Origin of the sequence: Demequina aestuarii, from assembly GCF_000975095.1 — a bacterium.
Taxonomy (GTDB): domain Bacteria; phylum Actinomycetota; class Actinomycetes; order Actinomycetales; family Demequinaceae; genus Demequina; species Demequina aestuarii.
The window spans coordinates 107,689-131,840 of sequence record NZ_BBRD01000002.1; the positions used below are offsets into that span (position 1 = coordinate 107,689).

Consider the following 24,152-nt stretch of genomic DNA (forward strand, 5'->3'; position numbering starts at 1 on the left):
CGGGTCGCTCGCCCCGCGCCCGATGCGCGGGTGGGGCTACGCCTCGACCGGGTCCGCGAGCGGGAGCGCGGCGAGGATCGCTTCGACCTGCGTCTTCGCGTCGCCGAACAGCATCGACGCGTTGTCGCGGAAGAACAGCGGGTTCTGGACGCCGGCGTAGCCCGTCGCCATCGAGCGCTTGAAGACCACGACCTGACGCGCGTGCCACACCTCCAGCACCGGCATGCCGGCGATGGGCGAGGACGGGTCCTCGAGAGCGGCGGGGTTCACGGTGTCATTGGCGCCGATCACCAGCACCACGTCCGTGTCTGCGAAGTCCGCGTTGATCTCGTCGAGCTCGAGCACGATGTCGTACGGCACGCGCGCCTCGGCGAGCAGGACGTTCATGTGACCCGGCAGGCGGCCCGCGACGGGGTGCACCGCGAAGCGCACCTCGGTGCCGCCCGCGCGCAGCCGGCGCACCAGCTCGGCCACGGGGTACTGCGCCTTGGCCACGGCCATGCCGTAGCCGGGGGCGATCACCACGGACTTCGCGGTCGCGAGCAGCGCAGCGGTCTCGGCGACGGTCATCTCAGTGTGAGTGAGGTTCGGGTCGACCTCAGCGGAAGCGGACGGCGCCGCGTCTCCCCCACCGAATCCGCCCAGGATGACCGCGATGAACGTGCGGTTCATCGCCTTGCACATGATGTAGCTGAGGATCGCGCCCGAGGACCCGACCAGCGCGCCCACCACGATGAGCAGCGTGTTGCCGAGCATGAAACCCGCGGCAGCCGCGGCCCAACCGGAGTACGAGTTGAGCATCGACACCACGACGGGCATGTCGCCGCCACCGATGGCGGCGACCAGGTGCGCGCCGATCGCGAGCGCGATCAGAGTCATGATCGCCAGCGGCCACACCGACGGCGCGGCGATGAACCACGCCATGAGGGCGGCACTCACGAGCAGGCCGGCCAGGTTGAGCGCGTGCCGGCCGGTCAGGGTCAGCGGCGCGGAGGACATCCGGGCGGAGAGCTTGAGGTACGCCACGATCGACCCGGTGAAGGTGATCGCGCCGATGAAGACGCCCAGGAACACCTCGACCTGGTGCATCGCGTCGTGCGGCTCGGTCAGGTACGAGTTGAAGCCGATGAGCACGGCCGCGGCACCCACGAAGGAGTGCAGGATCGCGATGAGCTCGGGCATCTGGGTCATCTCGACCGAGCGCGCGCGCCACGTCCCCACGAGCGCACCGATGAGAAGCACCGCGACGATGAGCACTGCGGTGACGCCCACGGGCCGCTCGGACCGCTCGAGTGCGAGGGCGATGGTCGCGAGGATGGCGATGGCCATGCCGACCATTCCCATGAGGTTGCCGCGGCGCGCGGTGGTCTGCTTGGACAGCCCCGCGAGGGACAGGATGAACAGCACGGCCGCGGCGACGTAGGCGACCTGGGCGATGGACAGCACAGTCATGGGCTTACGCCCCCTTCTGGAACATGCCGAGCATGCGATAGGTCACGAGGAATCCACCGAACACATTGATCGAGGCCACCGAGGCTGCCACGAAGGCCAGCGTGGTCACGACTGCGTTCGACGAGCCGAGCTGCAGCAGCGCACCCACGAGGATGATCCCGGAGATCGCGTTGGTCTGGCTCATCAGCGGCGTGTGGAGCGAGTGGCTCACGTTCGAGATCACGTAGTAGCCGATCACCACCGACAGCACGAACACGGTGAACATCGCCAGGAAGGCGGGCGACGAGAACGCGAGCGCGATCGCGAGGGCCGCCCCGCCGATGCCCGTCAGCAGTGCGCGGCGGGCCCTGGGGTCCGTAGCAGGCTTGGCCGCAGACGGCTCACTGGCGGCCGATGCGACGGCGGGCTCATTGGTATCCACCACGGCTTCTGCGGGCGCGGGGGCGGCGGAGACCTGCACCGCCGGCGGCGGCCACAGAACGTCGCCGTCGTGGGCCACGGTCATGCCGCGCACCACCACGTCCTCCAGGTCGAGCACAGGAGTGCCGTCCTTGGCGGGGGTGAGCAGCGCGAGCAGGTTGACGATGTTGGTGCCGAGCAGCTGCGACGAGTGCTGCGGCATGCGGCCGGGCAGGTCGGTCCACCCCAAGACGGTGACGCCGCCGTCCGTGACGACCCGCTCGCCAGGGACGGTGAGTTCGCAGTTGCCGCCACCCGACGCAGCGAGGTCGACGACGACGGAACCCGCGCGCATCCCCGCGACCGCATCGGCCGTGATGGTGGTCGGCGCCTGACCGCGCACGAGCGCGGTGGTGATGATGACGTCGGCTCCCGCGGCCTCGGTGGCGTAGAGCTCTTGGGTGAGGCGTTCTTGGGCTTCGGTGAGCGCGCTCGCGTAGCCGTCGGAAGAGACCTCCTGCTGCGCGGCGGGCAGCGACACGAACGTCGCCCCCATGGACTCGATCTGCTCTGCGGCTTCGGGGCGCACGTCGAAGGCCCGCACCTGGGCGCCGAGCGACACGGCGGCGCCGATCGCGGCGAGGCCCGCGACACCGCCGCCGATCACGAACACGGTCGCGGGCGGGGTCTTGCCTGCCGCGGTGACCTGGCCGGCGAACATGCCGCCGTAGGCCTCGGCGGCCTCGATGACCGCGCGGTAGCCGGCCACGTTGGACATGCTGGACAGCGCGTCGAGGGACTGGGCGCGGGAGATGCGGGGCACCGCATCGAGCGAGAGCGCCGTGATGCCGTGCTCCGCGTAGGTGGGCAGGCGGTCGGCCTGCGAGTGCGGCGCGAGGGAGGCGACCAGGATCGCGCCCTTCTTCATGAGCGACAGCTCGTCGTCGCCGGGGGCGTTCACCGCGGTGACGATGTCGCCTGACCAGGCGTCGGCGCGGTCGCAGATGCGCGCGCCCGAGGTGACGTACGCCTCGTCGGGCAGGTTCGCAGCGGCGCCTGCACCGGTCTGGACCGCGACGTCGTAGCCCAGGCGGACCAGCGCCGCCACGGTGCGAGGAGTGGCGGCGACCAGGCGTTCGCCCGGGCGGGGCTCCATGGGGACTGTGATGAGCATGCTCGGGCGCGCCCTCCGTCTCGAATCAGGGAAATGGCGGCCGTGCGGCGCAGGGTGCGCACCGCCGCCATCCGCTCTCAGACTAGGGCCACTGGCGGGCACGGACGCCGGGACCCTTGTCCCGGACATCGGGCCGCGTGCACGAGACGCGGATCGTTCGGGTCCCGCGCGCCCTGGCCCCACATACGCGCCGAACGCGGTACTCCGATGGTCCGCGTTTCGTGCACGCGAGAACCCGTCAGTGCGCGCCCACCACCTGGCAGCGGTTGGCGTCGGTGCACGCCGCGGGGTCCAGCACGTCGGCGCGCTGCGAGAGGGAGACGAGCTCGGCCCGCGCGGCCTGGAGCGAGGCGATCTGCGCGTCGATGTCCTCGAGGTGCCGGTTCAGCAGTGCGCGTGTGTGCTCGCAGGTGCCGTGACCCTCGGCCTTCATGTCGAGGATGGTGCGCGACTCCCGCAAGGTCAGGCCCGCAGCCTGCGCGTCCCGCACGAACTTCAGGCGCTTCACGGCGTCCGCGTCGTAGTCGCGGTAGCCGGAGCCCGTGCGGCCAGGGTCGGGCAGCAGCCCCACCGACTCGTAGTAGCGGACCGTCTTGGCGGTCACGCCGGCCTGCTGGGCAAGTTCGCCGATGCGCATGGTCACTCCTGTGGGTTGGCTACCTGCCTCAACGTTACAGCGCGCTGGAGGGTTCCATCGTGGCATTGCTCCTGCACTGACGATCGGATCCGTCATCAGTCGCGAACCTGCAGACGTGGCTTCTCGACGGACGATGCGCCGCTGGAGACGTTCTGTTCCTCCCGCAACTCTGCGGGTGCTTCACGGCCGTAGCGCCCGGGTGCCAAGGGCAGCGGCCCTGGCCCTCGCATCGGCCGCGTGCCGTCGCTAGCCTGGCCAGATGCGCACCGCACCACGCCGCCTTGGCCTGCTTGGAGGAATTACCTGGCACAGCTCGCTCGAGTTCGAGCGACTGCTGAACGAGGGCGTCAACGACCGCCTGGGCGGGTCGAGCGCCGCGGACCTGCTGGTGCGCTCCTACAACTTCCAGCAGATCGCCGATGCCCAGGCGGCCGGCGACTGGGACGGCCTGAGTGCGCGGTTCGCGGCCGATGCGGCGGCTCTCGAAGCGGCGGGAGCCGAGGCGGTCCTCATCTGCGCCAACACCATGCACAAAGTCGCCCCTGCGGTCGCGAGCGCGATCGAGGTGCCGCTGATTCACATGCTCGACGCGACGGCCGATGCGATCGAGGCCGCTGGCCTCGACACGGTCGCGCTGCTCGGCACCGGCTACACGATGCGCGACCCGTTCTATCGCGATCACATGGCGGCCCGCGGCATCACCACGGTGGTGCCGGAGGAGCCCGCGCTCGGCGAGCTCCACGAACTCATCTACGCGTCGCTCGCGCGAGGCATCGTGCCGGACGGCGCGCGCGCGTGGGCGACCGGCGTCTACGATCAGCTGCGCGAGCGCGGCGCCCAGGGAGTCATCTCCGGCTGCACCGAGATCCCGATGGTGCTCACCCAGGACGACGTGGGCGAGCCCTACTTCGACTCGATGGCGCTGCACGTCGAGGCGGCGCTGGAGTTCGCGCTGCGCGACTGAGCCCCACGCGGGACGGCGCTACCAGCCGATGCGATCGATCACCTCGGCGGCCACGTCTAGGCGGTCGCGGTCGCCTGCGTTATCGACCACCGCGTCGTCGAGATCCAGCTCCTCGAGCACGGCGTCCAGTTCGACGGTGCGTGCCGTCGCCCAGTCGCGCCAATAGCCCTCGGGCTCGCGCGCGGCCACGCGCTCCAGCCGTACGTCCTGTGGCGCGACCACGCGGACGATCGTGACCTCGGCCGCCCCAGCATCGGCGCTTGCGAAGGCGCGCTCGTAGCGGCCGCGGTCCGAGGCGTCCTCGACGACCCGCGGGATCACCATGAGCCCGTACCCGCGAGTGCGGAACACCCCCGCGACGGCCGAGAGCGAGTCGAAGAGCAGCTCCTGCTGGTACGGATCCGACTCGGGCACCGGCACCGCCTGGCACAGTGCATCGGCGTCGATGAAGCCGCAGTGCGCACCCTGCTCCCCCAACAGATCGTGCAACGCCGCCGCGACCGTGGTCTTGCCCGCGCCCACGGTGCCGTTGATCACCAGCACGCGGGTGGGCAGGGGCTTGGCATAGCAGCGCGATTCGGGCTCGTGGCTGTACTCCCCGTACGGCGCCATGGGAATCCAGCCCGCAGACTCGTACAACGCGATGGCCTCGGGCTGGCCCGTGCCGGTCTCCAGGATCAGCCGAGTGGCCCCGGCCTTGCGCGCGGCGGCCTCTGCCGCGCCGAGCATCACCCGCGAGTGGCCGTGGCCGCGATGTCCGGGCTCGACCCACAGGCGCTTGAGCTCCACGTCGCCCGGCGCGGTCTCGGCGTAGGGCGACCAGCGGGCCACGATGGACGCGACCGGGGCGCCGTCGTCGCGATAGCCCACCCACGAGCCGACGAGCGTGGGGAACACGGTCTCGAGCTCCAGGTCGGGCTCGTCGTAGCGCTCTGCGAGGTCGCGCTCCTGCGCCTTCCACAGCCGATGCGCGTCGGCATCATCGGCTGCGACGCTGCGGACGGTGATCATGACACGAGTCTAGGGAGCACGATGCTCGCTCCTAGAGACCCTGGCCCGCGTCCCACAGGCGTTCGGTGTCACCCGTCAGCAGCGCGTCGAGGTGCGCGGCCTGCGCGTCCGTCAAGGCGGCCACGTAGTCGATCACCCCACGGCCCACCGCACGGCGCCGCAGCTCCGTCTCGTCGATGTCCGGCAGCAGCCGGGGCTCGTCCCGCGCGACCGCGAGATAGTCCTGTGTGGAGAGCTCCACGAGGTCGAGCAGCCTGCGCGGCGCACGCCGAGCGTCGTAGGGATCGTCGAGCCATGTGGTGAAGCCGTCGACCAGGCGCTCCAGCACGCTTGCCTGACCGCGCTGATAGACGGCGAGGTCCGGGCGGTCGAGGATGAACCGTTCGTGCAGAAACTTCAGCACCGCGACCTCATGCCAGGCGGTGCGGTCGAGCGACACGTGGCCCGAGCGATGATCGGGCTCCTCGTGGACCTCCACGGAGGACTGCAGGTGGCGGATCCACTCGTCCGTGAAGCGTGCCAGCGCCCTGTCGGCACTCAAGGACCCGTCGAACGGCACCGTCAGCAGGCCCTCGACCACCTCTTCCGTGACCCTGGCGACCGCCTCGTCGAATGCATCGACATCCGCGATCCACGGGTCGCGCGCCTCGAGCCGGCGCCACAGCATCTCGAGCGAGTGCCCGGGGGCGCGGCTGACGCTGCGCAGCGCGTAGTCGTCGAGGGCACGCAGATCGGTCAGGTTGCGTCGCCACTCCCGGAACTCACCCGCGATCGTCGCCTGGTTGAGCAGCCCGGCACGGTAGAAGTCGTCCAGGTCGTGCAACGAGTAGGCGATGTCGTCCGCGATGTCCATCACCGAGCATTCGAGCGTCTGCTGACCGGGCGCGATCGCGGGGTAGGCGCTCAAGGCCTCGCGCGCATCGGCCGCGTCCACGACGTACATCGAGAACTTGTCGCTCGCCGCTCCGCGACGCGTGCCGCCCTCGCCCCGGCGCCACGGATACTTCTGCACCGCGGCCCGCACTGCGGAGGTGAGGTTGAGACCCACCCCTGAGACGTCGTGCTCATCGAGCCGCGTCAGAATCCGGTACGTCTGCGCGTTGCCCTCGAAGCCCTCGCGCAGCCGGAACCGATCGCGTGCCAGGCGGTCGAGGGCCCGCTCGCCCAGGTGCCCGAAGGGCGGGTGGCCCACATCGTGCGCGCTGGCCGCGGCCTGCACCACCACTGGGTCGCAGCCGCCGAGCTCCTGGACGAGCCGTCCCGTGGGCCCGGTGTCACGGTGGAGATTCATCGCGATGGCCCGCGCCACCGCTGCCACCTTCACCGAATGGATGAGGCGGTTGTGGACGGCCAGCCCCGCTCCCGACTGGGAGATCACCTGCGTCACGGCGGACAGCCGCGAGAAGTAGGGCGAGAATCGAACGCGCTCCAGGTCCACTCGGAAGTCCGGGTGGCGCTCGGCCAGTTGGAACTCATCGAGCACCTCGGGCGCTCGGCGGGCGGTGCGGGGATCGATCTCGCTCATGCGTCCATCCTGGTGCATTCACCCTCCGGCCGATGCGGGGGCTGACGGCGAGCGCGATGTCGCCGTTGCCACAGGCCGCCATACCGCGCCTTCCACGCCGCCCACGTCTGTGCCAGCATGGGGGCATCTCGGTGGCGCCGACACGAAGGATCGATGCGGACTCTCGCATCAGGAGGAGAGTGACATGAGCACGCGCCCCGGGGCCCGCCCCCTCCCGCGCCGGTTCAGGATCGCGAACTACTTCGCGCTCGTTCCCTTCGTTGCCGCCATGGTGTGGGTGATCGCGAACGGCGTCGACGACCCGCACTGGCCTCAGGGCCTCGTGTACCTGGCGTTAGCAGCCGCCTTGGCCAGCATGGCGCTTTCGTTCGCCGACGAGGCCTGGGCCCAGACGGGAGCGAAGGCAAGCCAGGGGCTGCTCTCGGCCCTCATGCTGCTCGCCTACGTCGACATGGTCCACGATGCTGCGCCCCCACTCTGGGTGCCTCTCGCCTTCTACGGCAGCCTGGCGGTCATCGGCGCAGCGACGCTGGCCGGCAAGGTCGCCGGCTACCGCGAGGCCAGGCTGGGCGACGCCTCATGACCGGGCGCCAGCTGCGCCGACAGGCCTTCACGATCTGGCTGACCGCCCGACCCCCGCGCTGGTACACGTGGGCGTTCTTCCCCCTGATCGCTCTGGGAATCGCGTTCCTCGCGGTGGTCATCACCCGCTACGAGGAGCCACCCTCCTGGTTCGGGCCGATCATGACGACCTTCATCTGGACGGTGGGCGCCGTGATCATCGCGGCGTTCGCCGACTCCTACCGCCGCATCGTGCGCGATCTCCGGCGCGACCAGGGCCACATGGAGAGCACCTAGCCCTCGCATCGGCCGCGTGGAATGACCGATGTGCACGTCACGTTGATCTCGGTGGATACTTGAGGCTTCAACTACGGAGGGCGACATGCTCAACATTGGATTCCTGAGCTTCGGATGGTGGTCCGGCGCACCTGGTTCGCGCGTGCGCAGCGCGAGTGAACTCATGCGCGACACGATCCGCCTGGCCGAGGCCGCTGAGGACGCCCGGATGGACGGCGCGTGGATCCGCATCCATCACTACGAGCAGAACACCTCGTCACCGTTCCCGCTGCTGGCCGCGATGGGCGCACGCACCTCGAGCGTCGAGCTCGGCACTGGCGTGATCAACATGCGCTACGAGAACCCGCTGTACATGGCGGAGGCCGCCGGAACCGCGGACCTCATCTCGGGCGGGCGGCTTCAGCTCGGCGTGAGCCGCGGCAGCCCCGAGCCCGCGGCCGACGGCCCGGGCACCTTTGGCTATCCGCTTCCCGTTGGCAAGCTACCGGTCGAGGACGCGGCCGAGCGCATCGCGCAGTTCCGCGACGCGATCTCGGGCACCGGGATCGCCGATCCTGGCGCCAATGCTCGCGTGCGTCCGGGCACCAAGCTGCCGATCACACCGCAGTCACCCGGGCTGACCGAGCGCATCTGGTACGGCGCCGGTGGTGAGGAGTCGGCGCGCAAGGTGGGCCAGTTGGGCATGAACCTCATGTCGTCGACCCTGGTCGAGGGCGGCACCGGCGAGCCGCTGGGAGTCATCCAGTCGCGCCAGATCGACGGCTTCCGTTCTGCATGGGCCGATGCGGGCCACGAAGGCGTGCCGCGCGTCTCCGTCTCCCGGTCGATCCAGCCCATCATCGACGACGAGACCGCGCTGTACTTCAGCCCCACCCTCGAGCGCGACAAGATGGGGGCGAACCGGGACCAGGTGGGGTCGATCGACAACTTCATCGCCACGTTCGGCAAGACGTACGTGGGTGACATGGACAAGCTCGAGCGCGAACTGCGGGACGACGAGGCCGTGATGAGCTCCGACACCCTGCTGGTGACCATCCCCAATCAGCTCGGCGCGGACTTCAACCACCGCACCTTCTTTGCGCTCAAGGAACTGCGCGACAGGCTCGCACCTCACCACACCGGCCCCCGCGAGGGCCTGCGAGGATTCGAGCGGCACTCGACGCGATGACCCCATGTGCGTGACGGCCATGCCACCCTCGGAGGCGTGACCACGCGCCTCTTGCTCATCAGCGACACCCACGTTCCCAAGAAGGCCCGCGCCCTGCAGCCGCAAGTGTGGGCGCTCATCGAACAGGCCGACATCGTGCTGCACGCGGGCGACTGGGTTGATGAGGCGCTGCTCGACGAGATCGACAGCCGGGCATCCCGCCTCGTGGGCGTCGCGGGCAACAACGATGGGCCCGCGCTGTGGCAGCGGCTGGGCGAGGTCGCGCGAGTGGAGATCGAGGGCGTGCGGTTCGCCATGATTCATGAGACTGGGGATGCTGCAAGGCGCGAGCGACGCTGCGATGCGCTGTTCGGGCCCGCCAGCGCCGCACCCGCCGACGTGCTCGTGTTCGGTCACTCGCACATCCCCTGGGACTCGACGACACCCGGCGGACTGCGTCTGCTGAACCCCGGCTCGCCCACCGACCGTCGCCGACAGCCCGTGGGAACCGTCATGACGGCCGTGGCCGACGACGGGGTGCTGCGCGATGTCGCCCTCGTGCCCACCCCGCGCTGATCGACTCGAGCGCCTCGGTGGCCCCGGCGGACTCGCCTGGCACTGTAGCTAGTCCACCTCCGCGGGCTCGCCCGCCTTCACTCCAACCGGCGGGTACAGCAGGCGGAACTCTTCGCACACCACCGGCATGCCCGGCTCGTATCCTCGCGGGTTTGCGGAGTGCTCGCGCCAGTAGCATTCGTGGACCTGCCGCCAGTGCGTCAGGGACCGGTCCCCCTCACCCTCGGCCGCCGCATGGGCGGCGTCCACCTCGTGGAAGGGCACGATGCGCACGCGGGCGGTCTCGATCAGGGCGCGCGGGACGGACCGGCCATCGAGGATGATGCTCAACTCGCCCTCGACCGGGACGGGCTCGCCCGTCGCCTCATGGTCCCACAGTGCCGATGCGGTGGCCGTCTTGACGCCCTGGATCACCAGGGCGAGCAGATCATCAGCGTGTGCCGGCGTGGCGCCGAACGCCCACGCCGCGGGTTGGGGCTCGGGCAGGTGCGGCATATCTGCGAGTCGCGCAGCCCAGAATGCGGCGAGCCGGGACGGGTCGGGGTCGCTGGCGCTCGTCATGGGATAAGGATCGCAGGCTCCCTCTTGACTCTCTGGACTTTGTGCTACAAACTACTTTGCATGTCGCCACTTGCAGATCACGAAGATCACCCCGGATCGGCCGACGAGATGGTCGCCCTCATGCGCGAGCAGCGCCGCGCCACCCGCGCCCAGCTCGACCGCCGCTTCACGATCCTGCTCGTCGTCTGGGCCCTCGCATGGTGCGTGGGGTTCTTCGCGCTGTGGAGCGCTGAGAATGTGGGCGGCAATCCCGCCTTCCGCATTCCTGAGCAGGTCGCATGGCCGCTGTTCGGCGGTCTTATGCTCGCCGGAATCGTGTGGTCGATCATGACGGGCGTGCTGGCGGGCAGGGACTTCCGTGGCAGCTCGCAGCTCGCCGGAATGCTCTACGGCTGGTCGTGGTCCGTGGCGATGACGGGTGCGGGCTTATTCACGTTCGGACTTCAGCGGGCGGGGCTGACCGGAGAGATGTCGGCGCTGCTGTACCCCGGCCTGTTCATCATCCTGGTCGGCACGCTCTATCTCACCGGCGCCGCACTCGAACGCTCGCCCGGCATGTTCGCGCTGGGCATCGTGATGATCGCCACCGTCGTCGTCGCCACCTGGGTCGGCTCCCCCACGCACTACCTGCTGTACGCCACGGTGGGGCCATCAGCGCTCGCCACCGTCGCCGTGCTGCAGGCTCGCGGAATCCTTCCGACCGTGTCCGAGGAGCTGGCGTGACCGACCTCGACCCCGTCATCCACGCGCCCGCACGCCTCATGATCATGACCACGCTCGATGAGGCGCTCGGCGACCGCGACGAGGTGACCTTTCCCGGCCTGCAGAAGCTGCTGGGCATGACCGCCGGCAACCTCACCACCCACCTCGCCAAGCTCGAGGCCGCCGGCTACGTCGAGACCACCAAGGCCTTCGTCGGCCGCAAGCCCACCACCTACGTGGCGCTCACGCCCGAGGGGCGTGGCGCGTTCCGCAGATACCGCAAGCACCTGCTCCAACTCCTGGGAGGGAACTCATGACGGCTCTGATGAGCACCCGCCGCCTCACCAAGACGTTCGGCGACGTCACCGCGCTTGCCGAGGTTGACCTCGACATCCATGCAGGCGAATGCGTCGGGCTGCTCGGCCCCAATGGCGCGGGCAAGACCACCCTGCTGACCATGGCTCAGGGGCTGCGCAGACCGACGTCGGGACACGTGCGGCTCTTCGGCGGCGACCCACTCGACGCTGCGTCGCGGACCGCCCTCGGCTCCACCCCGCAGGCCACGGCCCTGCCCGAGGCACTGCGGGTCGGCGAGGTGCTCGACTTCATCGCCGCCCACTACCCCACCCCAGCACCGCGAGACAGCATCGTGGAGGAGTTCGACCTCGGGCCGCTCGTCTCGAAGCAGTGCGGTTCGCTCTCGGGCGGCCAGCAGCGTCGCGTCGCCGTCGCGCTTGCCTTCGTCGGCAACCCCGACCTGGTGCTGCTCGACGAGCCCACGACCGGACTCGACGTGAACGCTCGACGGACGCTCTGGGACGCCGTTCGGGCGCGACATGCGGCCGGGTGCGCCGTCGTCGTCACGAGCCATCACCTCGAAGAGATCGAGCAGCTCGCCCGCCGAGTGGTCGTCATCGACCATGGCCGCGTGCGCGCCGACGACACCCTCGCGACGATCGTATCCAGCGTCGCTCGCCGGCGCGTGACGCTCACTGGAGTCGCGCCCGGCCAGGTTCGCAGTCTCGCCCCCGACGCGGCTGTCACGTCCGACGACGGCGTCGTCGAGGCGGTCGTCGAGGACGCCGACTCCCTCGTCAGAAGCCTCGTCGCAGCGAACCTTCCCTTCAGCAATCTCGAGGTCCGCGGCGCGACCCTCGAAGAAGCATTTCTCACCCTCACCACGGAGGCCGCATGATGTCCACCGCTCAGCTCGCTCTGGTCCACACCCGCTACAACCTGCTCGAGACCGCCCGAGTGCCGATCGCGGTCATAGGGTCGCTGGTGTTCCCCACCCTCGCCTTCTGCCTCTTCGTCCTTCCCCAGGGCGTGGTCACTCAGGACCCGGAGGCGGCGACAGCCGCAGTGGCATCCATGACGGTCTTCGCCTTCATGTCCGCAGGGCTGTTCGCCATCGGCATCGATCTAGCCGAGCAGCGCGCCAAGCCCTGGGTTCCCTACATGCGTACGCTTCCCGGCAAGCCCAGCGTTCGCATCGGCGGCCTGATCCTGGCTACGCTCGTGATCGCGTGCCTGGCCATGGTGCCGCTGCTGGTGGTAGGCGCGCTGTTCACAAGCGCCGACCCGGCGTTCTCGGACCTACTCGCGGCCGTCGGTCTCGTCGTCGTGACGTCAGTTCCGCCCATGCTCATCGGCGTGATCATCGGGACCGCATCGGGACCGAAGGCGGCGATCGCCATCACCCAGGTCGCAATGTTCCTGCTCGCGTTCGGCGGAGGCCTGTTCCTCCCCCCACCACTCTTCGCGCCCTGGCTGGATGCCGCGTCCTCCGTGCTACCCATCCGCCAGGCCCGAGAGATCGTGGTGGGTGCCGCGAATGGCCAAGGCGTGCCGCTCTGGGCGGTGCTGGGAATCGTCGCGTGGACGGCCGCACTCGGGGCGCTGGCGGTCTGGCTGCACCGCCGCGACGAGGGGCGCCGCTACCGCTAATTCGGCGGCTGCGGTCAGACCACCGGGACGCTTCCGAGCGACGGACCGGAAAGAACTCGGGGCCGCTTGGGGTCCGCGTTGTCGACCACCACGAGCGCCTTCTGTCGGGGCGCCACCTCGCGGCGGTAGATCAGCTGGCCGTCGAAGTAGCGGCGCTGCAACGGATCGTCCGGATCGTCCTCCAGCCCGTCGCGGGCGACCATGCGCGTGAACCGCACGGAGTAGGGGGCCTCGACCCACACGACGGCGTTCCACCACGCGGCCAGCGCGGGGTGCTGCATGAAGAGGCCGTCGGCGAGGAGCGTCACCTGGTCTCCCACCCCCACTGAGCGGGTGTCGGGCAGCAGCTCATCGGACTCCAGGTCGTGATGGCGCAGGGTGACCACGCGATCCCCGCCAGGGCCGAGCGGCTTCAACACCTTCTCGATGAACGCCTCGTGGTCGAACGAGTCCTCCCAGAATCCGCGCGGGCTCGTCCGTCCCTGGCGATACCGGTGGTCGCGCGGGTGATGAAAGTCGTCCATGCTCACTTCGACCACATCGCGGCCGCGGCAGCGGAGCTCGGCTCCGAGCTCTTTGCGCAGCGTGGTCTTGCCGGAGGCATCGGGCCCGTCGATCGCGATCAGCACCGGCGCGCCCTCGGAACGAGGGAGCGAATCGGCGACGGTGCCGATGACCTTCTGGCGGCGATCCATGGCTACCCGGTGGTGACCAGTTCCCGGATCGCGGAGGTGAAGAACGCGAGCCCGTCGGTGCCGCGCCGGCCGTTCAGGCGAGAATCGGGGCCGAACCCGGGCTCCACGGCGTGCTCGGGGTGAGGCATGAGCCCCACGACGTTGCCACGCCCATTCGTGATGCCGGCGATGTCCCGGCGGGAGCCGTTGGGGTTCCACCCCACGTACCGGAACGTCACGAGCCCCTCACCCTCGAGCTCGTCGAGAGTACGCTCGTCGGCCACGTACTGGCCGTCCTGGTTCTTGAGCGGAATGGTGATCTCCTGGCCCGCCTCGTAGTCGCCGGTCCAGGCGGTCGAGGCGTTCTCCACGCGCAGCACCTGATCGCGGCAGACGAAGTGCAGGTGCTCGTTCTTGATCATCGAGCCGGGCAGCAGGTGCACCTCGGTGAGGACCTGGAAGCCGTTGCAGATTCCGAGCACCGGCATGCCGCCGCGGGCCGCGTCGACCACGCGTTCCATGATGGGCGAGAACCGTGAGATCGCCCCGGCACGCAGGTAGTCGCCGTAGCTGAAGCCGCCCGGAAGCACCACGGCGTCGACGCCCTGCAGGTCCGCATCCGTGTGGAAGAGGTTGACGGCCTCGCCGTCGGCGAGGCGCACGGCGCGCGCGGCGTCGCGGTCATCGAGGGAACCCGGGAAGGTGACGACACCGATGCGGGCCATCAGTCGACGACCTCCACGGCCACCACGTCTTCGATCACGGGGTTGCTGAGCATCGTCGCGGCCGCGTCACGGGCCTGCGTGAGGACCTCGTCCGTGACGTCACCCTCGACCTGGAGCTCGAATCGCTTCCCCTGGCGCACCGACGCGAATCCCTCGAAGCCGAGGCGCGGCAGCGCGGCGCCGACGGCCTTGCCCTGAGGGTCGAGGATCTCGGGCTTGGGCATCACGTGAACGACGATCGTGGGCATAGAGGCATCCTAACGGGCGGCCGTGCGCGGCCACACCTGGTGAGCGGGCATCCCCGCACGGTCAGCCAGCGAGTTACGCTGCCGCGCCTTCGAGCGACCCCGTGAACTCCTCGCCGGTGCCACCGACCACCAGGCATGCGATCTGACGATCACCGAGGTCCCACGAGGCGGACGTGGGCGAAATAGCCGAGAAGTAGTACTCCGACTCCTCGTAGGCCACGCCGATGAAGCCCTCGAACTCCTCGTAGCAGGCGTCGTCGGCCTGGGTGACGATGTCGGCAGAGAACTCCTCGTCGGTCACGTTCTCCGTGTGGTACACCTCTCCGAAGTGCGGCTCTGCGCAGTCGATCACGGGCAGTTCGCCGACCTCCTGGTTGCCCTCGTCTGCGACGGACGGGTCGGAGATGCACTCTCCCACCGACAGCTGGAGCTCCTCGACGGTCGCGCCGCCCAGGAGAGAACAGCCCGACAGGGCCGAGACGGCGAGCGCCATGATGGCGATGGGCGCGAACGAGACACGCATGTGGATCCCCTCGAGAACGTTTCGATCAGCGGCGCGATCGTAGCATTACCAGGCGTGTCAGCACACCCACCAGTACTCGAGCCGGTCCAGTGTCAGCCACGTCTCGAGGTCGTCACTGTCAGCGCTCCAGTGCGCGAAGCCGCCCTCGTAGATGGTCAGCGTGCCGGTGTCGTCGCCCGGCCCCGGCTCCACCACTGCCCCGACCGCCACCGACGGCACGACGGCCGATGCGCGGGCGAAGCCGAGCGGCGCGGTCGCCATCGCTCGCGGCTCGCGGGGGAAGTCGTCGAGGTTGGACGGGGTGAAGGGATGCCACTGGTCACCCTCGAACGTGAGCACCTCGTTGCCGCATGCGGGGTAGTACTCGACGTCCGCCACCGTCTCGATCCACTCGCCCGGCACCCCGAGGTCGAGCTCACTGTCCCACTCCACGGGCCCCACGTTGCCACCGCCGCTCGCGCACCCACCCACCACCAGTGCTGCCGTGACGGACAGGGTCGCCCACGCGCGCATCGTCCTCATGCAGTCAGGACGCCCGGCAGCATGAAACCGTTGGGGCGCCGACTACGCTGGCATGCGCGTGCCTGACGCTGGCACGCCTCACGAAGGGGGCGCACTGTGCTGGAGCTCGCGCTTGACGCACCCGAACTGCTCGACTCGGCTCTTGAGACTCTCCGCACCGTCTTCGAGTACATCGGCACGGTGGCCTTCGCCATCTCGGGCGCGGTGGCCGCAGGACGCAAACGCATGGACCTCGTGGGCGCCGTCGTACTCGCGTGCATGGTCGCCGTGGGAGGCGGGACGCTCCGCGACGTCCTGCTCGACGTGCCCGTCTTCTGGATGGAGAGCCCCAGCTTCCTGCTCGTCGGCGCCGGGACGGGCCTCGCAGTCGCACTGCTCGCGCGATGGCACCCGCCCGACCGCCTGGGCCGGTACCGCATCGTTCAGATCTCCGACGCCGCGGGCCTCGCGGTGTTCGTCGTCGTCGGCACGGGAGTCGCGATCGACGCGGGCGCGAGCACCGTGACGGCCGCCGTCATGGGCATCCTCACGGGCGTGGGTGGCGGCATCATTCGCGACATGCTCGCGAACGACGTGCCGGACGTGCTGCGCAACGGCCAGTTCTACGCCACGGCGGCGTTGGCCGGGGCGACCGTCTACGCGCTGCTGATCGAGCTCGATGTCACGCGACTGGTGGTGATCTGGGTCCCCATCGTCGTGGTCCTGGCCGTCAGGCTGGCGTCACTCAAGTTCGGCTGGGGCGTGCCCACGATCGGGGGCAAACCGGTGGATCTCACCGCCCATGACGACGAGGACGCCGACGCCCGGCGCTAGTGCACTCGGCCTCCTAGGACGTGGCGAGGCGGTCGTAGGCCTCGAGGTACCGCTGGCGCGTGCGCTCGACGACATGGTCGGGCAGCGCGGGCGGCGGGGTGTTGCTCCCCTTGTCCCACCCGGACTCAGGCGACGTGAGCCAGTCGCGCACGAACTGCTTGTCGAAGCTGGGCTGCGCTCGGCCCGGCTCCCAGGTGTCCGCGGGCCAGAAGCGACTCGAGTCGGGGGTGAGCACCTCGTCGCCGAGCACGACCCTGCCGTCCGCGTCCCGGCCGAACTCCACCTTGGTGTCCGCGAGGATGATGCCCTTCGCCGCCGCGATCTCGTGGGCGCGGGTGTAGATCGCGAGGGTCAGGTCACGCAGCTTCTCCGCGTCGTCGCGGCCGATGCTCGCGATCACGGTCTCGAAGCTCACGTTCTCGTCATGCTCCCCCACCTGGGCCTTGGTGGCCGGCGTGAAGATCGGCGCCGGCAGGCGCGAGCCGTCCACGAGCCCCTCGGGCAACGCGATGCCGCACACGGTGCCGCTCTCGCGGTACTCGGCGAGGCCGGACCCGGTGAGGTACCCCCGAGCGACGCACTCCACGGGGAACATGTCGAGCCGTCGGCACACCATCGCGCGTCCCTCCACCTCGTCCGGCACCGGGGCCTCGACGGTGTGGTCGGGCACGATGTCGCCCATCTGGTCGAACCACCACAGGCTCAGCGACGTCAGCACACCGCCCTTGCCGGGGATCTCAGTGGGCAGCACCCAGTCGTAGGCGCTGATGCGGTCACTCGCCACCACCAGCACCACGTCACCGCGCGGGTGCGGCTCGACGGGCTCGTAGAGGTCGCGCACCTTTCCCGAGTAGACGTGACGCCAGCCCGCGAGCTCCGGAGCGGTCGGCGGCACCACGTGGCCGGGCATCAGGCGCCGGCCGCTTCGCCGACGGAGGCCGCGAGCGCGATGTCCGTGCGGTGGTGCGAGCCGGGAAGGCCGATGCGGTCGAGGGCGCCGTAGGCCGTCGCCCTGGCATCGGCGAGCGTGGCGCCCGTCCCCACGACGGAGAGCACACGGCCGCCCGAGGCGACCAGCGCACCGTTGTCGTCCCACGACGTGCCCGCGTGAAGCACGTGGGCACCGTCGACGTCATCGGCAGCCTCCGCGCCGGTGATGGGGTCGCCGCTGCGGACCTGCTCGGGGTAGCCGTGCGCGGCGAGCACCACCGTCACAGCGGCCTCGTCGCGCCACTCGAGCGGGGGGAGCTCGGCGAGCCGTCCCTCGGCGGCCGCGAGCAGCACCCCGCCGAGTGGGGTCGCGAGCCGCGCGAGCACGGACTGGGTCTCCGGGTCGCCGAACCTGGCGTTGAACTCGACCACCCGCATGCCGGCTGAGGTCATGGCGAGGCCGCAGTACAACACTCCCTGGAACGGGGTGCCACGGCGGGCCATCTCGTCGACGGTGGGCTGAGCGACGGTGCGGACCACGTCGTCGACCAGTCCCGGAGGGGCCCACGGCAGGGGTGAATACGCGCCCATGCCGCCGGTGTTGAGGCCCTCGTCGCCGTTGTACGCGCGCTTGAAGTCCTGAGCGGGCTGCAGCGGCACCACCGTGGAGCCGTCGCACAGGCAGAAGAGCGACACCTCGGGGCCATCGAGGAAGTCCTCGACCACGATCACGCCGCCCGCATCCAGGATCGCAGCGCCGTGCGCGGTGGCGGCGGTCAGATCCTCGGTGACCACGACACCCTTGCCCGCCGCCAGGCCGTCATCCTTGACCACGTAGGGGGCGCCGAAGTCTCCCAGCGCCGCGGCGAGCTCGGCGCTCGTGCGGCACACGCGCGGCTCCGCTGTGGGGACGTGCGCGGCGGCCATGATCTCCTTGGCGAACGCCTTCGAGCCCTCGAGCATCGCGGCCTCCGCCGAGGGGCCGAAGCATGGGATGCCCACCTCCCGCACCGCGTCGGCGACACCCGCCACGAGGGGCGCCTCAGGGCCGACGATGACGAGGTCCGCCCGCACATTCACCGCGAGCGTGGCGATCGCGTCGCCGTCGTTCGGGTCCTGCGAGTGCAGCGTCGCGAGCTGCCCGATGCCGGGGTTGCCCGGAACGGCATGCAGCTCCTCGACGTGCGGATCCAAGTGGAGGGAGCGGGCGAGCGCGTGCTCACGGGCTCCTGAGCCGACGATCAGTACCTTCACGCGAGCGAGTCTAGCGACGGGCGCCACCTTAGCCATCGATCACCCCGATGAACAGGCACGCCTCGTCGACGACGTGCGCCGAGACCGGGCCGGCACCGAGCGGGTCGGGGAACAGCCCTCCGTCGTGCTCGTCGAGGCGAACGTCGTCGCCGATCACGAGCACGCCGGTGACCACCACTGCCGCGATCCTCGCGCCGACCTTGCTCAGGGGGCGCCAGAGTAGCGAGCGCGTCCTGGGAGTGCCTGAGTGCCCACTACCGGCCGATGCGGGCCCTCAGGCACTCCCAGGACGCAAGCGTGGACTGGAGGCTACTCGTCGCGCGCGTGCAGCAGGTCGTGGTTGACGATGATCTCGTCGCGCCCCGGCCCCACCCCGATCGCGCTGATGCGGCAGTTCGACACCTTCTCCAGCGCGAGCACGTAGTCCTGGGCCGTCTGCGGCAGATCAGCGAAGTCGCGCGCGCCCGAGATGTCCTCGGTCCAGCCAGGCAGGTACTCGTAGACCGGCGTCGCGGCGGCGAACGCGGCCTGATCCTGCGGCAGCTCCTCGTAGCGCACGCCGTCCACGTCGTACGCGACGCACACGGGGATCTGCTCCAGGCCGGTCAGCACATCCAGCTTGGTGAGGACGAAGTCGGTCAGGCCGTTGATGCGGGCCGAGTAGCGCGCGATGACCGCGTCGTACCACCCGCATCGGCGCGGACGCCCTGTGGTGGTGCCGAACTCATGGCCCACCTGGGCCAGGTGCTCGCCATCCGCGTCGAACAGTTCGGTGGGCATCGGCCCCTCGCCCACTCGCGTCGTGTAGGCCTTGACGATGCCGATCACGGAGTCGATGCGCGTGGGCCCTACGCCGGAGCCGGTCGAGGCGCCGCCGGCCGTCGCGTTCGAGCTGGTGACGAAGGGGTACGTGCCGTGGTCGACGTCGAGCATGGTCGCCTGGCCGCCCTCGAACAGCACGGTCTCCCCGCGGTCGAGCGCCTGGTTCAGCACCAGCGAAGTGTCGGTGACCATGGGCGCAAGACGCTCGCGATACTGCAGCAGTTCGTCCGCGACCTCATCCACCGTGATCGCACGGCGGTTGTACACCTTCACGAGCAGGTGGTTCTTCTGCTCGAGCGCGCCCTCGATCTTGTCGCGCAGCAGCTGCTCGTCGAAGAGATCGCCCATGCGGATGCCGAGCCGGTTGATCTTGTCCGCGTATGCCGGGCCGATGCCGCGGCCCGTGGTGCCGATCTTGCGCTTGCCCAAGAAGCGCTCGGTGACGTTGTCGAGGGTGCGCGCGTACGGCGCGATGATGTGCGCGGCGTTCGAGATCAACAGCTTCGAGGGGTCGACGCCGCGCTCGATGAGGGCGTCGATCTCGCTGAACAGCACCGAGATGTCCACCACCACGCCGTTGCCGATCACGGGCGTCACGCCTGGCGTGAGGATGCCGGATGGCAGCAGATGCAGGGCGAACTTCTGGTCGCCGATCACCACCGTGTGACCGGCGTTGTTGCCGCCGTTGAACTTCACCACGTAGTCGACGCGACTTCCCAGCACGTCCGTGGCCTTGCCTTTGCCCTCGTCGCCCCACTGGGCTCCGACGATCACTACTCCGGGCACGTGGCCCTCCCCTCACCCCGGAACTCAGCCGGGGGCTTGGTACATCTCGAGACTTACGTAGTGAAGCCCCGGGCGTCTGACGACTCCCGGGGCTCCACCTGACGCGATTCGGTCAGATCTTCTTCCCGGCGGAGCCGAGCTGCTGGCACGCCTCGACCACACGGGCCGCCATGCCTGCCTCGGCGAGCTTGCCCCAGGCGCGCGGGTCGTAGGCCTTCTTGTTGCCCCAGTCGCCGTCGACCTTGAGGACGCCGTCGTAGTTCTTCATCATGTGGTCGACCACGGGACGCGTGTACGCGTACTGCGTGTCGGTGTCGATGTTCATCTTGATGACGCCGTGGCTGACGGCCTCGGAGATCTCCTCGGCCGTCGAGCCGGAGCCGCCGTGGAACACGAGGTCGAACGGCTTGTCCTTGCCGACCTTCGCGCCGACCTCGGCCTGGATCTTGCCCAGGAGCTCGGGGCGCAGCTTCACGGAGCCCGGCTTGTAGGAGCCGTGGACGTTGCCGAACGTGAGCGCCGTCAGGTAGCGCCCCTTCTCACCGGTGCCGAGAGCCTCGACGGTCTTGAGGCCGTCTTCGGTGGTCGTGTACAGCTTGTCGTTGATCTCTGCGGTGTGACCGTCCTCCTCGCCACCCACGACGCCGATCTCGACCTCGAGGATAGTCCTGGCAGCCTGCGAGAGCTCGAGGAGCTCCGCCGCGAGCGACAGGTTCTGGTCCATCGGAACCGGCGAGCCGTCCCACATGTGCGACTGGAAGATGGGCTCGAGGCCGTTCTTCACGCGCTCGGTCGACGCGGCCAGCAGGGGGCGCAGCCACGAGTCGACGTAGTCGGGGTGGCAGTGGTCCGTGTGGAGCGCGATGGTCACGCCGTACGAGTCGGCGACCTCGCGAGCGTACGCAGCGAGAGCAAGCGAGCCGATGACCTGGTCCTTGATGGTGGAGCCGGACGCATACTGGCCGCCACCCACCGAGACCTGGATGATGCCGTCGGACTCGGCCTCCGCGAAGCCCTGGATGGCCGCGGTGATCGTCGACGAGGACGTGATGTTGATGGCCGGGAACGCGTACGAGCCACTCTTGGCGGCGTCGAGCATTGCGTTGTAGGACTCTGGGTTGGCGAGTGCCATGCGTAACTCCTGAAGTTGTGCGGACTGAACCGCCATCCATTCTGTCAGATTTCAGGCCCGCACGACATGGGCCCGGGGTCCTGGGGGTCTTCAGGCCGCGGGCTCCGTGAGGATCACGCGCGCCGCGGGCAGTCCCAGCGTGAGCGGCGTGCCCGCAATGGCGAGGTCGACGGTGCCTGCGACCGAGCGCTGCGCCACCACCTCGACCACCGCGCCGATGTCGATCCCGACCTCTCGAAGGTGGCGCAGCAGCTCAGGGTCGTCGTCCGACACTCGCGCCACGCGCACGCGCTCTCCCTCAGCGACGGACGCCAGATCCGTCTGCTCTTCGGCGGGAAGCATGCCGTCAGCCGTGGGGATCGGGTCGCCGTGGGGATCGTGCGTAGGTTCCCCGAGGCGGATCGCGAGGCGTTCCACGAACTCGTCCGACACGGCGTGCTCCAGCACCTCCGCCTCGTCGTGCACCTCGTCCCACTCGTACCCGAGGTAGTCGACCAGGAACGTCTCGATGAGCCGATGCTTGCGCACCGTCGCGAGCGCGATGGTGCGGCCCGCATCGGTCAGATCGACGCTTCCGTAGCGCTCGTGCGTGAGCAGTCCCCGAGCCGTGAGCTTGCGGACGATCTCGGACACGGATGACGGAGACAGGCCGAGCCGTGCCGAGAGCGCGGAGACCGTGACGGGAGCGTCCGACCACTCGCCGGCGTTCCAGACGGCCTTGAGGTAGTCCTCAATAGTGGTCTCCGTGGCCATGGTTCCCTCTCCGTCAGCCTTCGCCCTCGAGCATAGTGACGGTGGCGGTGCGCGCTCAGCCGTGTCCCGCGTCCACGTCACCATGCTGACGTATCCACGTGTGCATCGCGATGGCGGCCGCCGCGCCTGCGTTGATCGACCGGGTCGACCCGTACTGGCCGATCGCGAGCGTCGCCTCCGCCGCCTCGCGCATCGGCCCGGAGAGCCCCGTCGACTCCTGGCCGAACACCAGCACGCATCCGCGCGGCAGCGCGGCGGTCTCGAGCGGAACCGAGCCCGGCAGGTTGTCGATGCCGATCACCGGCAGGTGCTCTGCCTCCGCCCACGCGACGAACTCCTCCACGCTGCCGTGGTGGCGCACGTGCTGATAGCGGTCGGTCACCATGGCGCCGCGGCGGTTCCAGCGCCGACGCCCGACGATGTGCACCTCCTTGGCGAGGAAGGCGTTCGCGGTGCGGACCACGGAACCGATGTTGAAGTCGTGCTGCCAGTTCTCGATCGCCACGTGGAACGGATGCCGCCGCTCATCGAGGTCCGCGACGATGGCGTCGTGCCGCCAGTATCGATAGGCGTCCACCACGTTGCGACGGTCGCCGTCGCGCAGCAGCTCGGGGTCGAACCTGGGGTCGGTCGGCCACGCGGGCTGTCCCCCGGGATAGGGGCCCACGCCGTGCTCGGGCGCAAGGTCCCCCGGCTGCTCGGTCACCTCGCCAGGCTAGTGGTCAGGAACCCAGGCGACGACGCCCTCGTCCTGGGTGCCCCACCGGTCCCACACGAACGGGGGGATCCCAGCGCGCACGGCCTCCAGGGTCTGAAGCGCCTGGCTGATCCAGCCGACCTCGAGCACCGGCACCATGCTCGCGGCGACGAGAGTGCCGTTCTCGATGGTGATGCAGCCCACGTCATCGGGGGCGTCGAGCAGGGCCGCGACCACCGCGGGGGTGAGAACGGCGTGCGCGTAGTCGGGGTCATCGGCGCCCACCCTCCACCGCTCGTTGAATGCATGCGACTCCACCATCACGTCGTGCACGCCGCTCTGGAGGGCCTCGGCTCCCAGAAAGGCCGCGAGGGCCCCATCCGGCGAGAGCGCGATCTGCGGAGTGATCTGCGGGAGCGGCACGGACGCCACCCGCCAGCGACGGACGTGCTCATCCGATCTGCCCGGCCGGAGAACCAGTTCCAGCGTGAACGCCACGAAGGCCCCTGCTGGGCGGGACCCCGTGACCACGTCGGACACGCGCTGAGCGTCCCCCATTCCGAAGGGCGGAGCCGTGATGCCCAAGAGCCGTGGGTCGCCGAGGGGCCGGTAGCTCCACCCCAGCGCGGCAGCGTCCCGCGCGAGGATCGCTCTCATGGAGGTCGAGTCAGAACTGGACGTCCGGCGCCTGGCGCGCTGCCGGGTCCTCGGTCTCGAAGTACTCCTCGCGGGTGAAGGAGAACATGCCGGCGACGACGTTGACGGGGAAGGTCTCGATCTTGGTGTTGAGAGCGCGGACGTTCGCGTTGTAGAACCGTCGCGCGGCAGCGACTCGGTCCTCCGTGTTGGTGAGCTCCTGCTGGAGCTGCATGAAGTTCTGGTCCGCCTTCAGGTCCGGGTACGCCTCCGCGACCGCGAACAATCGGCCGAGCGCCTGAGTCAGCACGTTCTCCTGCTGCGCCTGCTCTGCGGGCGTCGAGCCAGGAGCGGCGGCGACGGTACGCGCCTGCGTGACGGCCTCGAGGGTCTCGCGCTCGTGCTTCGCGTAGCCCTTGACCGTCTCGACGAGGTTGGGAATCAGATCGTGGCGGCGCTGCAGTTCGACGTCGATCTGACGCCAGGCCTCTTGGAGGAGATTCCTGAGCCTCACGAGGGCGTTGTACTGCGCGATCGCCCAGATCACGATGATGACGATGATCGCGCCTAAGGCCGCGAAGAACCACTCCATGCGAGACACCCCCGTGATCGGTGGCGGGACACCCCCGCCGGGCACGTCGAGCCTATCGACGTTGTCCGGCGGGCACTAGCCGCCCCGCGGCA

30 protein-coding genes are annotated in these 24,152 nt (G+C 69.5%); 10 read left to right on the top strand and 20 right to left on the bottom strand.

Translation table 11 applies throughout. From position 1 onward, the window contains the following. Positions 1 to 36: 36 nt before the first annotated feature. The 3 genes from pntB to AOP72_RS12085 all read right to left on the bottom strand — a co-directional run bounded on the left by pntB (position 37) and on the right by AOP72_RS12085 (position 3,662). Positions 37 to 1,452: a Re/Si-specific NAD(P)(+) transhydrogenase subunit beta gene (gene pntB / locus AOP72_RS12075; protein WP_062137494.1), complete on the bottom strand. Its 1,416-nt coding sequence runs from the start codon at positions 1,450 to 1,452 to the stop codon at positions 37 to 39. Between the two features lie 4 nt (positions 1,453 to 1,456). Then, the gene (locus AOP72_RS12080) at positions 1,457 to 3,025 is read right to left on the bottom strand and encodes a Re/Si-specific NAD(P)(+) transhydrogenase subunit alpha (protein ID WP_062137497.1); all 1,569 of its coding nucleotides are present in this window, start codon (positions 3,023 to 3,025) and stop codon (positions 1,457 to 1,459) included. 238 nt (positions 3,026 to 3,263) lie between these two features. Continuing rightward, on the bottom strand, positions 3,264 to 3,662 hold the full coding sequence (locus AOP72_RS12085) for a heavy metal-responsive transcriptional regulator (protein WP_062137498.1): 399 nt from the start codon (positions 3,660 to 3,662) through the stop codon (positions 3,264 to 3,266). Positions 3,663 to 3,921: 259 nt separating this feature from the next. Between AOP72_RS12085 and AOP72_RS12090 the strand changes: the two genes are divergently transcribed. Continuing rightward, a complete protein-coding gene (locus AOP72_RS12090) occupies positions 3,922 to 4,626 on the top strand; it encodes an aspartate/glutamate racemase family protein (RefSeq protein ID WP_062137501.1) in 705 nt (234 codons plus the stop codon). 18 nt (positions 4,627 to 4,644) lie between these two features. Here the strand turns inward: AOP72_RS12090 and AOP72_RS12095 are convergent, their stop codons facing one another. Together AOP72_RS12095 and AOP72_RS12100 are read right to left on the bottom strand one after the other, a co-directional pair. Then, a complete protein-coding gene (locus tag AOP72_RS12095; protein WP_062137504.1) occupies positions 4,645 to 5,637 on the bottom strand; it encodes a GNAT family N-acetyltransferase in 993 nt (330 codons plus the stop codon). 31 nt (positions 5,638 to 5,668) lie between these two features. Continuing rightward, a complete protein-coding gene (locus tag AOP72_RS12100; RefSeq protein ID WP_062138062.1) occupies positions 5,669 to 7,162 on the bottom strand; it encodes a deoxyguanosinetriphosphate triphosphohydrolase family protein in 1,494 nt (497 codons plus the stop codon). Positions 7,163 to 7,346: 184 nt separating this feature from the next. On the opposite strand from AOP72_RS12100, the gene AOP72_RS12105 reads away from it, so the two are divergent. The 4 genes from AOP72_RS12105 to AOP72_RS12120 all read left to right on the top strand — a co-directional run bounded on the left by AOP72_RS12105 (position 7,347) and on the right by AOP72_RS12120 (position 9,743). Beyond that, on the top strand, positions 7,347 to 7,745 hold the full coding sequence (locus AOP72_RS12105) for a hypothetical protein (protein ID WP_062137507.1): 399 nt from the start codon (positions 7,347 to 7,349) through the stop codon (positions 7,743 to 7,745). Next, entirely contained in the window at positions 7,742 to 8,020 is a 279-nt protein-coding gene (locus AOP72_RS12110) for a hypothetical protein (protein ID WP_062137510.1), read from the top strand. The genes AOP72_RS12105 and AOP72_RS12110 overlap by 4 nt, the downstream gene beginning before the upstream one ends. Before the next feature lie 85 nt (positions 8,021 to 8,105). After that, a complete protein-coding gene (locus AOP72_RS12115; RefSeq protein ID WP_062137514.1) occupies positions 8,106 to 9,188 on the top strand; it encodes an LLM class flavin-dependent oxidoreductase in 1,083 nt (360 codons plus the stop codon). 36 nt (positions 9,189 to 9,224) lie between these two features. After that, positions 9,225 to 9,743 carry a metallophosphoesterase family protein gene (locus AOP72_RS12120; protein WP_062138066.1) on the top strand — a complete coding sequence of 173 codons (519 nt, stop codon included), beginning with the start codon at positions 9,225 to 9,227 and terminating at the stop codon, positions 9,741 to 9,743. Between the two features lie 48 nt (positions 9,744 to 9,791). Here the strand turns inward: AOP72_RS12120 and AOP72_RS12125 are convergent, their stop codons facing one another. Continuing rightward, entirely contained in the window at positions 9,792 to 10,304 is a 513-nt protein-coding gene (locus AOP72_RS12125; protein WP_062137517.1) for an ASCH domain-containing protein, read from the bottom strand. Positions 10,305 to 10,364: 60 nt separating this feature from the next. Here AOP72_RS12125 and AOP72_RS13725 point away from each other — a divergent pair, with 60 nt between their 5' ends. Genes AOP72_RS13725 through AOP72_RS12145 form a run of 4 tightly spaced genes read left to right on the top strand, consistent with a single transcriptional unit; the run spans position 10,365 to position 12,953 of the window. After that, positions 10,365 to 11,027: a hypothetical protein gene (locus AOP72_RS13725; protein WP_062137521.1), complete on the top strand. Its 663-nt coding sequence runs from the start codon at positions 10,365 to 10,367 to the stop codon at positions 11,025 to 11,027. Further along, on the top strand, positions 11,024 to 11,323 hold the full coding sequence (locus AOP72_RS13730; RefSeq protein WP_062137524.1) for a transcriptional regulator: 300 nt from the start codon (positions 11,024 to 11,026) through the stop codon (positions 11,321 to 11,323). Before AOP72_RS13725 ends, AOP72_RS13730 begins: the two co-directional genes overlap by 4 nt. Positions 11,324 to 11,331: 8 nt before the next feature. Next, positions 11,332 to 12,201, top strand: a complete 870-nt coding sequence (locus tag AOP72_RS12140; RefSeq protein ID WP_062138070.1) for an ABC transporter ATP-binding protein — start codon at positions 11,332 to 11,334, stop codon at positions 12,199 to 12,201. Beyond that, positions 12,198 to 12,953, top strand: a complete 756-nt coding sequence (locus AOP72_RS12145; RefSeq protein WP_062137527.1) for an ABC transporter permease — start codon at positions 12,198 to 12,200, stop codon at positions 12,951 to 12,953. Before AOP72_RS12140 ends, AOP72_RS12145 begins: the two co-directional genes overlap by 4 nt. A 14-nt stretch (positions 12,954 to 12,967) precedes the next feature. Here AOP72_RS12145 and AOP72_RS12150 read toward each other — a convergent pair whose 3' ends face one another. The 5 genes from AOP72_RS12150 to AOP72_RS12170 all read right to left on the bottom strand — a co-directional run bounded on the left by AOP72_RS12150 (position 12,968) and on the right by AOP72_RS12170 (position 15,645). Then, the gene (locus AOP72_RS12150; RefSeq protein ID WP_062137530.1) at positions 12,968 to 13,648 is read right to left on the bottom strand and encodes a nucleoside/nucleotide kinase family protein; all 681 of its coding nucleotides are present in this window, start codon (positions 13,646 to 13,648) and stop codon (positions 12,968 to 12,970) included. Between the two features lie 2 nt (positions 13,649 to 13,650). Continuing rightward, entirely contained in the window at positions 13,651 to 14,352 is a 702-nt protein-coding gene (purQ, locus tag AOP72_RS12155; protein ID WP_062137533.1) for a phosphoribosylformylglycinamidine synthase subunit PurQ, read from the bottom strand. Then, positions 14,352 to 14,600 carry a phosphoribosylformylglycinamidine synthase subunit PurS gene (purS, locus tag AOP72_RS12160; RefSeq protein WP_062137537.1) on the bottom strand — a complete coding sequence of 83 codons (249 nt, stop codon included), beginning with the start codon at positions 14,598 to 14,600 and terminating at the stop codon, positions 14,352 to 14,354. Before purS ends, purQ begins: the two co-directional genes overlap by 1 nt. Before the next feature lie 73 nt (positions 14,601 to 14,673). Next, positions 14,674 to 15,123, bottom strand: a complete 450-nt coding sequence (locus AOP72_RS12165) for a septum formation family protein (protein WP_062137541.1) — start codon at positions 15,121 to 15,123, stop codon at positions 14,674 to 14,676. 57 nt (positions 15,124 to 15,180) lie between these two features. Further along, positions 15,181 to 15,645 carry a hypothetical protein gene (locus AOP72_RS12170; protein ID WP_152650415.1) on the bottom strand — a complete coding sequence of 155 codons (465 nt, stop codon included), beginning with the start codon at positions 15,643 to 15,645 and terminating at the stop codon, positions 15,181 to 15,183. Positions 15,646 to 15,741: 96 nt separating this feature from the next. Between AOP72_RS12170 and AOP72_RS12175 the strand changes: the two genes are divergently transcribed. Then, the gene (locus AOP72_RS12175) at positions 15,742 to 16,458 is read left to right on the top strand and encodes a trimeric intracellular cation channel family protein (protein WP_062137547.1); all 717 of its coding nucleotides are present in this window, start codon (positions 15,742 to 15,744) and stop codon (positions 16,456 to 16,458) included. Positions 16,459 to 16,471: 13 nt separating this feature from the next. Here the strand turns inward: AOP72_RS12175 and AOP72_RS12180 are convergent, their stop codons facing one another. From AOP72_RS12180 to AOP72_RS12215, 9 genes are all read right to left on the bottom strand, one after another. Next, a complete protein-coding gene (locus AOP72_RS12180) occupies positions 16,472 to 17,368 on the bottom strand; it encodes a phosphoribosylaminoimidazolesuccinocarboxamide synthase (RefSeq protein ID WP_062137549.1) in 897 nt (298 codons plus the stop codon). Next, positions 17,368 to 18,642 (bottom strand): phosphoribosylamine--glycine ligase, encoded by a 1,275-nt coding sequence (gene purD / locus AOP72_RS12185; protein WP_062137552.1) that lies wholly within the window; start codon positions 18,640 to 18,642, stop codon positions 17,368 to 17,370. Before purD ends, AOP72_RS12180 begins: the two co-directional genes overlap by 1 nt. 28 nt (positions 18,643 to 18,670) lie before the next feature. Continuing rightward, positions 18,671 to 18,820: a hypothetical protein gene (locus AOP72_RS13655; RefSeq protein WP_193746431.1), complete on the bottom strand. Its 150-nt coding sequence runs from the start codon at positions 18,818 to 18,820 to the stop codon at positions 18,671 to 18,673. Between the two features lie 131 nt (positions 18,821 to 18,951). Beyond that, positions 18,952 to 20,250: an adenylosuccinate synthase gene (locus tag AOP72_RS12190; RefSeq protein WP_062137555.1), complete on the bottom strand. Its 1,299-nt coding sequence runs from the start codon at positions 20,248 to 20,250 to the stop codon at positions 18,952 to 18,954. Positions 20,251 to 20,362: 112 nt separating this feature from the next. Further along, positions 20,363 to 21,418: a class II fructose-bisphosphate aldolase gene (fbaA, locus tag AOP72_RS12195; protein ID WP_274519740.1), complete on the bottom strand. Its 1,056-nt coding sequence runs from the start codon at positions 21,416 to 21,418 to the stop codon at positions 20,363 to 20,365. Between the two features lie 54 nt (positions 21,419 to 21,472). Continuing rightward, the gene (locus AOP72_RS12200) at positions 21,473 to 22,135 is read right to left on the bottom strand and encodes a metal-dependent transcriptional regulator (RefSeq protein ID WP_062137561.1); all 663 of its coding nucleotides are present in this window, start codon (positions 22,133 to 22,135) and stop codon (positions 21,473 to 21,475) included. Positions 22,136 to 22,190: 55 nt separating this feature from the next. Further along, a complete protein-coding gene (locus tag AOP72_RS12205; protein WP_062137564.1) occupies positions 22,191 to 22,841 on the bottom strand; it encodes a TrmH family RNA methyltransferase in 651 nt (216 codons plus the stop codon). 9 nt (positions 22,842 to 22,850) lie between these two features. Next, positions 22,851 to 23,489 (bottom strand): hypothetical protein, encoded by a 639-nt coding sequence (locus AOP72_RS12210; RefSeq protein WP_062137567.1) that lies wholly within the window; start codon positions 23,487 to 23,489, stop codon positions 22,851 to 22,853. A gap of 10 nt (positions 23,490 to 23,499) precedes the next feature. After that, positions 23,500 to 24,060: a LemA family protein gene (locus tag AOP72_RS12215; protein ID WP_062137570.1), complete on the bottom strand. Its 561-nt coding sequence runs from the start codon at positions 24,058 to 24,060 to the stop codon at positions 23,500 to 23,502. Between the last annotated feature and the right edge of the window lie 92 nt (positions 24,061 to 24,152).

Bases quoted from the DNA above. Each gene is read 5' to 3' on its own strand.
- AOP72_RS12115 (WP_062137514.1), top strand. From the start codon at position 8,106: ATGCTCAACATTGGATTCCTGAGCTTCGGATGGTGGTCCGGCGCACCT.
- AOP72_RS12210 (WP_062137567.1), bottom strand. From the start codon at position 23,489: ATGAGAGCGATCCTCGCGCGGGACGCTGCCGCGCTGGGGTGGAGCTAC.
- AOP72_RS12110 (WP_062137510.1), top strand. From the start codon at position 7,742: ATGACCGGGCGCCAGCTGCGCCGACAGGCCTTCACGATCTGGCTGACC.
- AOP72_RS12200 (WP_062137561.1), bottom strand. From the start codon at position 22,135: ATGGCCACGGAGACCACTATTGAGGACTACCTCAAGGCCGTCTGGAAC.
- AOP72_RS12170 (WP_152650415.1), bottom strand. From the start codon at position 15,645: ATGAGGACGATGCGCGCGTGGGCGACCCTGTCCGTCACGGCAGCACTG.
- AOP72_RS12165 (WP_062137541.1), bottom strand. From the start codon at position 15,123: ATGCGTGTCTCGTTCGCGCCCATCGCCATCATGGCGCTCGCCGTCTCG.
- AOP72_RS12080 (WP_062137497.1), bottom strand. From the start codon at position 3,025: ATGCTCATCACAGTCCCCATGGAGCCCCGCCCGGGCGAACGCCTGGTC.
- AOP72_RS12140 (WP_062138070.1), top strand. From the start codon at position 11,332: ATGAGCACCCGCCGCCTCACCAAGACGTTCGGCGACGTCACCGCGCTT.
- AOP72_RS12085 (WP_062137498.1), bottom strand. From the start codon at position 3,662: ATGCGCATCGGCGAACTTGCCCAGCAGGCCGGCGTGACCGCCAAGACG.
- AOP72_RS12125 (WP_062137517.1), bottom strand. From the start codon at position 10,304: ATGACGAGCGCCAGCGACCCCGACCCGTCCCGGCTCGCCGCATTCTGG.
- AOP72_RS12100 (WP_062138062.1), bottom strand. From the start codon at position 7,162: ATGAGCGAGATCGATCCCCGCACCGCCCGCCGAGCGCCCGAGGTGCTC.
- AOP72_RS12215 (WP_062137570.1), bottom strand. From the start codon at position 24,060: ATGGAGTGGTTCTTCGCGGCCTTAGGCGCGATCATCGTCATCATCGTG.
- fbaA (WP_274519740.1), bottom strand. From the start codon at position 21,418: ATGGCGGTTCAGTCCGCACAACTTCAGGAGTTACGCATGGCACTCGCC.
- purS (WP_062137537.1), bottom strand. From the start codon at position 14,600: ATGCCCACGATCGTCGTTCACGTGATGCCCAAGCCCGAGATCCTCGAC.
- AOP72_RS12145 (WP_062137527.1), top strand. From the start codon at position 12,198: ATGATGTCCACCGCTCAGCTCGCTCTGGTCCACACCCGCTACAACCTG.
- AOP72_RS12150 (WP_062137530.1), bottom strand. From the start codon at position 13,648: ATGGATCGCCGCCAGAAGGTCATCGGCACCGTCGCCGATTCGCTCCCT.
- AOP72_RS12180 (WP_062137549.1), bottom strand. From the start codon at position 17,368: ATGCCCGGCCACGTGGTGCCGCCGACCGCTCCGGAGCTCGCGGGCTGG.
- AOP72_RS12105 (WP_062137507.1), top strand. From the start codon at position 7,347: ATGAGCACGCGCCCCGGGGCCCGCCCCCTCCCGCGCCGGTTCAGGATC.
- purQ (WP_062137533.1), bottom strand. From the start codon at position 14,352: ATGGCCCGCATCGGTGTCGTCACCTTCCCGGGTTCCCTCGATGACCGC.
- AOP72_RS12090 (WP_062137501.1), top strand. From the start codon at position 3,922: ATGCGCACCGCACCACGCCGCCTTGGCCTGCTTGGAGGAATTACCTGG.
- pntB (WP_062137494.1), bottom strand. From the start codon at position 1,452: ATGACTGTGCTGTCCATCGCCCAGGTCGCCTACGTCGCCGCGGCCGTG.
- AOP72_RS12095 (WP_062137504.1), bottom strand. From the start codon at position 5,637: ATGATCACCGTCCGCAGCGTCGCAGCCGATGATGCCGACGCGCATCGG.
- AOP72_RS13725 (WP_062137521.1), top strand. From the start codon at position 10,365: ATGTCGCCACTTGCAGATCACGAAGATCACCCCGGATCGGCCGACGAG.